The organism is Sphingosinicella sp., from assembly GCF_052387495.1.
Classification (GTDB): Bacteria; Pseudomonadota; Alphaproteobacteria; order Sphingomonadales; family Sphingomonadaceae; genus Allosphingosinicella.
Genome location: NZ_JBQTJC010000127.1, coordinates 1 through 6,005, shown reverse-complemented (window position 1 = coordinate 6,005; position 6,005 = coordinate 1). Strand labels below are relative to the sequence as shown.

Annotated in this window: 6 protein-coding genes and 1 pseudogene; 5 read left to right on the top strand and 2 right to left on the bottom strand. The window is 67.5% G+C overall.

From position 1 onward, the window contains the following. The first annotated feature begins 221 nt into the window (after positions 1 to 221). The 3 genes from ACT4N8_RS07345 (at position 222) to clpS (ending at position 3,496) form a co-directional block, all read left to right on the top strand. A complete protein-coding gene (locus ACT4N8_RS07345) occupies positions 222 to 2,018 on the top strand; it encodes a PHA/PHB synthase family protein (protein WP_444857481.1) in 1,797 nt (598 codons plus the stop codon). A 107-nt stretch (positions 2,019 to 2,125) separates the two neighbouring features. After that, positions 2,126 to 2,920 carry a phasin family protein gene (locus ACT4N8_RS07340; protein WP_444857480.1) on the top strand — a complete coding sequence of 265 codons (795 nt, stop codon included), beginning with the start codon at positions 2,126 to 2,128 and terminating at the stop codon, positions 2,918 to 2,920. Positions 2,921 to 3,109: 189 nt separating this feature from the next. After that, complete coding sequence (clpS, locus tag ACT4N8_RS07335; protein ID WP_444857482.1) at positions 3,110 to 3,496, top strand: ATP-dependent Clp protease adapter ClpS; 387 nt, start codon at positions 3,110 to 3,112, stop codon at positions 3,494 to 3,496. A 149-nt stretch (positions 3,497 to 3,645) separates the two neighbouring features. Here clpS and ACT4N8_RS07330 read toward each other — a convergent pair whose 3' ends face one another. Then, a complete protein-coding gene (locus ACT4N8_RS07330; RefSeq protein WP_444857479.1) occupies positions 3,646 to 3,882 on the bottom strand; it encodes a hypothetical protein in 237 nt (78 codons plus the stop codon). Positions 3,883 to 4,112: 230 nt separating this feature from the next. Here ACT4N8_RS07330 and ACT4N8_RS07325 point away from each other — a divergent pair, with 230 nt between their 5' ends. Beyond that, entirely contained in the window at positions 4,113 to 5,243 is a 1,131-nt protein-coding gene (locus ACT4N8_RS07325; RefSeq protein WP_444857478.1) for a hypothetical protein, read from the top strand. After that, entirely contained in the window at positions 5,240 to 5,560 is a 321-nt protein-coding gene (locus tag ACT4N8_RS07320; protein WP_444857477.1) for a hypothetical protein, read from the top strand. The genes ACT4N8_RS07325 and ACT4N8_RS07320 overlap by 4 nt, the downstream gene beginning before the upstream one ends. Before the next feature lie 232 nt (positions 5,561 to 5,792). Here the strand turns inward: ACT4N8_RS07320 and ACT4N8_RS07315 are convergent. Beyond that, positions 5,793 to 6,005: pseudogene (locus ACT4N8_RS07315) on the bottom strand (elongation factor 4); the annotation flags it as partial.

Below are 6,005 nucleotides of genomic sequence, written 5' to 3'. Positions count from 1 at the left end.
TCCCGTGAAAAGTCCGCGCGCCGGATTCAGCGCGGGGCCGGGCAGCTCGAAGGGAAGGGAGAGGCCAAAGCGGCCCGTTCTTTCCGTCGCAGGCGACGTCAGCTCCCTGAGTATGGCCGTATCGCGGCTGTTTTTCAATGGCGGCGCACCGGACCGGGGGCGGGCGGACCTTTCCCCGGCGCGGCCCCTCCTCTAGAGAGCCGCGCAAGAGGAACCCGATCATGGCCGACACCAAAGACGCCCCGCCGCCCTTCGCGACACCGTCGCTGGAGGACATCCAGCACTGGACCCATGTCATGGGCCGGGCGCAGCAGATGATGCTCGAGCATCTGTCGAAACAGATGGGCGACGCCGCGGCGAAGGCGCAGGCGGAGCCGGACAAGGCGGCGCAAGCGGCGACCGCGTGGCCTGGGATCAACCTGTTCGGCGATCCGGCCAAGGTCATGCAGGCTCAGGCGGAGATGTGGGCGGAAGGCCTCAACATCTGGCAGCGGGCGCTGGGCGGCAAGGCGGAGGGCGAGACCAGCGCGCTCGCCGAGAAGGCGGACAAGGACCGCCGCTTCGCCGCCCCCGAATGGCGCGACAACCCGCTCTTCGACACGATCCGCCAGACCTATTTGCTGATCTCCGACCGGCTGCTCGGCTCGGTCGACGCGATCGAGGGGGTGGACGAGCCGACCCGCGAGAAGATGCGCTTCATGACCCGGAGCTTCGTCGACGCGATGGCGCCGTCCAACTTCGCGCTGACCAATCCGCAGGTGCTCGAAAAAGCGATGGAGACGAAGGGCGAGAGCCTGCTCGCGGGTCTCCAGCACATGCTCGACGATCTCTCGAAGGGCCAGCTCACCCACACCGACCCGGAGGCGTTCGAGGTCGGCCGCAACATCGCCACCACCCCGGGCAAGGTCGTCCAGCAGACCCGGCTGTGGCAGCTCATCCAGTACAGCCCGGCGACGGACGAGGTGCACGAGACGCCGCTGATCGTCTTCCCGCCGTGGATCAACCGCTACTACATCCTCGATCTCAACCCGAAGAAGAGCTTCATCAAATGGGCGGTCGAGCAAGGGCTCACCGTCTTCATGGTCTCGTGGAAATCGGCCGACGAGACGATGGCCGACGTCACCATGGACGATTATGTCCTCGCCCAGATCGAGGCGATCGACGCGGTCCGCGAGGCGCTCGGCGTCGAGAGCGTGCACGCGATCGGCTATTGCGTCGCCGGCACGATGCTCGCCGCGACCCTGGCCTTGCTCGCCGCGCGGGGCGAGGCGGGCCAGGTCGCCTCCGCCACCTTCTTCACCGCCCAGGTCGATGTTTCGGAAGCCGGCGATCTCAAGCTCTTCATCGGCGACGAGCAGCTCGAGCTGATCCGCCAGCTCTCGGCCGACCAGGGCTCTCTCGACGGCCGCTACATGGCCGCGACCTTCAACCTGCTTCGCGGCCGCGACCTGATCTGGTCCTACGTCACCAACAATTATTTGATGGGCGAGGAATATCCGCAGTTCGACCTGCTCTACTGGAACGGCGACACCACCAATCTCCCCGCGAACTGGCACCGCGCCTATCTCCAGCAACTCTACCGCGAGAACCGGCTCGTCCAGCCCGGCGGCCTCACCATCGACGGCACCCCGATCGACCTGCGCAAGGTCGCTGCGCCCACCTACATTCAGGCCGGGCGCGAGGACCATATCGCGCCGCCGCAGAGCGTCTGGAAGATCACCCACCATTTCCAGGGGCCGCTCAGGTTCGTGCTCGCCGGCTCTGGCCATATCGCCGGCGTCGTCAACCCGCCCGAGGCGCAGAAATATCAATATTGGACCAACGAAAAGAAGGTGGACACGCTCGAGCAGTTCATCGCCGGCGCCAAGGAGACCAAGGGCAGCTGGTGGCCCGACTGGATCCGCTGGCTCGCGGGGATCTCCGCCGAAAAGGTCCTCGCCGCCGGCGTCCGCGAGCCCGGCAAGGGCCGCCTCAAAGCGATCGAGGACGCCCCCGGCAGCTACGTGAAGGCGCGCTAACCCCTTCATTTTCCTCGCCTGTGACGGTTATGTTGCAGCGCACAAAAAAATCCTTGCAATCGCGCTTGGCGCTTCCTATTTGCTGCACTGCAACAAAGGAGCAAGCCGTGGCCGACACCGTCGCCGAGAAGAAAGCAACCGACGCCGCCCCCGCGGTGCCGAAGGACGAGGCCGCCGCGCTGAAGAGCGCCGAGGCGGCCTTCGCCCAGGCCAGCGAGGCGATCGCCGCGCCGGTCGTCAAGGCAGCCGCGCCGGCCCCGGCCAAGGCACCCGTCGTCAAGGCGTCGGCCAAACCCGCCCGGAAGGCGAAGGCGAAGCCCGCCGCCGCCAAGAAGGCGGCGCCGGCCAAGCGCGTCACGGCGCGCAAGGCCAGCAAGTCCACCACCACCAAATCGCCGGCCCGCGCGGCCGCGAAGACCATCAAGCAAGGAGCAACCATCATGAACCAGCAGACCCGCAAGGCGGCCGACACCGCCAAGACCGCCGCCGACCAGATCAAGAACGTCTTCGGCGACGTCAACGAGCGCGCCAAGAGCGCGATGGAGCGTTCGGCGAAGATCGCCGAGGAGCTCGCCGACCTGACCCGCGGCAATGTCGAGGCGCTCGTCGCTTCGTCGAAGGTCGCCGCCAAGGGCGTCGAGGGCCTGAGCCAGGACGCCGCCGAATATAGCCGCAAGAGCTTCGAGGAGGCTTCGGCCACCCTGAAGAGCTTCGCCGAGGTCAAGTCGCCGACCGACTTCTTCCGTCTCCAGAGCGACTATGCCCGCAGCGCCTTCGACGCCGCGGTCGCCGAGAGCGCCCGCGTTTCGGAAGCGATGATCAAGCTTGCCGGCGACGCCGCCGAGCCGATCACCAGCCGCTACACCGTCGCGGCCGAGCGCGTGAAGACCCTCGCCGCCTAAGCCAGTCGGCTTAGCTTTCGAGGGGCCGCACCGCGCGGCCGTGTCAAAGGGCGGGCACTCCCAGTCGGAGTGTCCGCCCTTTACTTATCCGCTTCACGCGCCTCACGCGCGCCGTATCGCGGCGGGACGCCCCATCCGGCCTCTTGCAGCGGCCGGGCACCTTGCCATATTTATCGCGTTGTGACCGACATGGAGAACTGGCAGATCCGCGCCGCGGGCGACGAGGATGACGGCGACGATTTCGCCGGCGCCGGCAATGGCGTGCGCGACGACGACGAGGGCACCGGCCTCGGCCTCGCCACCAGGACCCGCACCCGCACCAAATCGCCCTCGCCCTCCAAGGTGCTGATGCTCAACGACGATTACACGCCGATGGAGTTCGTCGTGCTCTGCCTGCAGAGCTTCTTCAAGATGGGCATCGAGGACGCGACCCGGGTGATGCTCCACGTCCACCAGCGCGGCGTCGGCGTCTGCGGCATCTTCCCCTACGAAGTCGCCGAAACCAAGGTCGCCCAGGTCATCGACTTCGCGAGGCAGAACCAGCATCCGCTGCAGTGTACGCTGGAGAAGGCCTGAAAGGCCGACCCCGCCGAGCATAAGCGCGCCGGCGTGCAACGCCGCCGTGCTTATGCGTAGAGCCGGGGCGACCCGGACGGCCTGCGCCCGCAGGGCGACAGGACCGACGTCACGGGATTCACTCCCGTGACGCCCCCTACTCGCTCACCCTATTTGAAAAAATTCTGCATCGCCCGCGGCTCGGGCCCGCTGGGCTTTTCCGGGCGGATCCGGGGCGGCGGCGCCATCGCGGCGCGCTCGGCCGCTTCGGCGTCGTGGGTGGAGAGGCGGAGGTAGACGCCGTGGGCGCGCTTGAGCCGGGTCCGCTCGCCCTCGCTCGTCGCCGCCTTGAGCTGGACGAGCGTGTCGGCCGCCTTCGCCAGATAGTCCTTGGCCGTCGCGGTCATCATCGTTCCTTTCCGGGGGGCTCAGCCAGTCCTGAGCGGGACATACACCCAAGATGGGCGCTCGCAGGGAGAAAGGCAACGCCGGCGGCCCAGCGGGCCGACAGGACTGACGTCACGAAATTCAGTTTCGTGACGCCACGGCCTCCGAGATTTGGCGCCATTTTCCCCCTTGCGCAATAGGATTTCGTTCTATTGATGTTCTGCTCCTTGCTGCAAAAGGAGCCGAGTCGATGAACGCCCCCACCACCCCGCCGACATCCCCGCCCGCCCCCCATCCCATCCCCGTCGTCTGCGATCGCTGCCGCGCCGAGGGCCTGAGCGGCGGGGACCCGTTCGAGGCGTTCGGCGACCTGCTCGATTTCGAGCCGGTCCCGCGCCGCAAGACCCGCCCCGACGGCTGGGACCATGAATGCCAGCGCGCCTTCATCGCCGCCTTGTCGCTGACCGGCTCGGTCCGGGCCGCCGCCCGCGCCGTCGGCAAGTCGCCCTTCGGCGCCGAGCAGCTCCGCGAGGCCGAGGGGGGCGAAAGCTTCGCCGCCGCCTGGGAGGAGGCGATCGAAATCGCCGGCGACGAGCGCAGCCGCCGCTTCGCCGAGGGCCTCCGGGCGATTGCGTCCGAGCAGTCCGGCTGGCGCGCGCCCGCCTCGCCCTGGGCGAACGCCGCCGTCCGCCGCGGCCGCCCGCCGGTCTTTCCCGCGCCCGCCCCGGCATCCGCGGAAGGCGGGGAACCGGCCGACGAGAAGAAGCTCGATTGGCTGGGCCAGATCGTCAGCAAATATCTCGTCAAGGTCGGGCAGGAGCGCGAGGAGCGGCTTGCCGGCGACATCGTCGCCGCCGATTTCTATCTGCGCCAGCTCACCTGCATCGAGGTGATGCTCGATCTCCTCGGCACGGACGGCTTCGAGGTGCTGAACGCCTTCCGGCGCGATGGGCACAGCATCGTCGAGATCGTCGAAACGCCCTTCTCGCGGATCCTGGACGACATGCGCCGGGTGAAGTGGGCGCTGATGGGCGAGCCGCTCCGCCCCGAGCATCCCGCGCGCCGTTATCTGGTGGAGAAGGAGGGCGGCGGCTATTGCCTCGCACCGGGGAACGGGCTCCCGACCGGGCCGGCGATGAGCTTCGCCGATCGCGTCGCGGCCGAACGCGAACGCCACGCCGCGGATGCGGAGGCACAGCTCGAGTGGGAAGCCGAGGCCCGCCGAGACCATGAGTCGAGACGCGCCAGCGTCGCAGACCTCATGGACGTAGAGCCGGGCGAGGCCGGCCAGCCTGCGCCCTTGGGCGACAGGACTGACGTCACGAATTCAGTTCGTGACGGCCCCTCGCCGGCACAAGACCTCACCGGAGAGGACCAATGACCCCCGAAGAAACCATCGCCGCCCTCCTCGCCGCCGCCGGCCAGGTGGCCGGCGAGCAGGAGCAGCGCGAGGCGCGGGTCGCCGCCCGCGTCGCCTGGGTGAAGGAACGGGTCGCCGCGCTCAAGGCGGCGCAGCAGCGCGTGCAGGATGCCTGGGATCGAATTTTCGACGAGCTCGGCGACGATCTCGACGACGACGAGCTGGAAGCGATCCCGGAGCCGCCCGAGCAGGCCGAGCTGGACGCCATCCACGCCGAGCTCGACGCGGTGCGGGAGCACGATCGGTGGCCGAAACACCTTCACTGGGGGAATGTCTGAAGCGACCGAGCGTAAGCGCGCCGACGTGAAGCTTAGCCAGCCTGTCCCGGCGAAGGCCAGGAAGGGTCGCGCTTAGGCGAAGAGAGCGCGAAGTGCGGCCGGCCTGCGCCCCTGGGCGACAGGACTTCTACCAAGATATGTTCCATCCTCTCACTGATGCACGTGAACGGATCGACACCTTGGCACGGAAGGCATCTCACTTCTTCTCAAAGTCCGGTTGAAGGAACTCGCCCTATTCTTCTCCCATTCGTAGCGCAGCAATGAATGCCTCCTGCGGAATGCTCACAGACCCATATTCGCGCATTCTGGCCTTCCCAGCTTTTTGTTTTTCGAGGAGCTTCTTTTTGCGCGTGATATCTCCGCCGTAGCATTTCGCCGTCACGTCCTTGCGCAGCGCGGCGATCGTTTCCCGCGCGATGATCTTGCCGCCGATCGCGGCCTGGAT

Excerpts from the sequence above, each read along its gene's own strand:
- ACT4N8_RS07320 (WP_444857477.1), top strand. The coding sequence starts at position 5,240 with ATGACCCCCGAAGAAACCATCGCCGCCCTCCTCGCCGCCGCCGGCCAG.
- ACT4N8_RS07345 (WP_444857481.1), top strand. The coding sequence starts at position 222 with ATGGCCGACACCAAAGACGCCCCGCCGCCCTTCGCGACACCGTCGCTG.
- clpS (WP_444857482.1), top strand. The coding sequence starts at position 3,110 with ATGGAGAACTGGCAGATCCGCGCCGCGGGCGACGAGGATGACGGCGAC.
- ACT4N8_RS07325 (WP_444857478.1), top strand. The coding sequence starts at position 4,113 with ATGAACGCCCCCACCACCCCGCCGACATCCCCGCCCGCCCCCCATCCC.
- ACT4N8_RS07330 (WP_444857479.1), bottom strand. The coding sequence starts at position 3,882 with ATGACCGCGACGGCCAAGGACTATCTGGCGAAGGCGGCCGACACGCTC.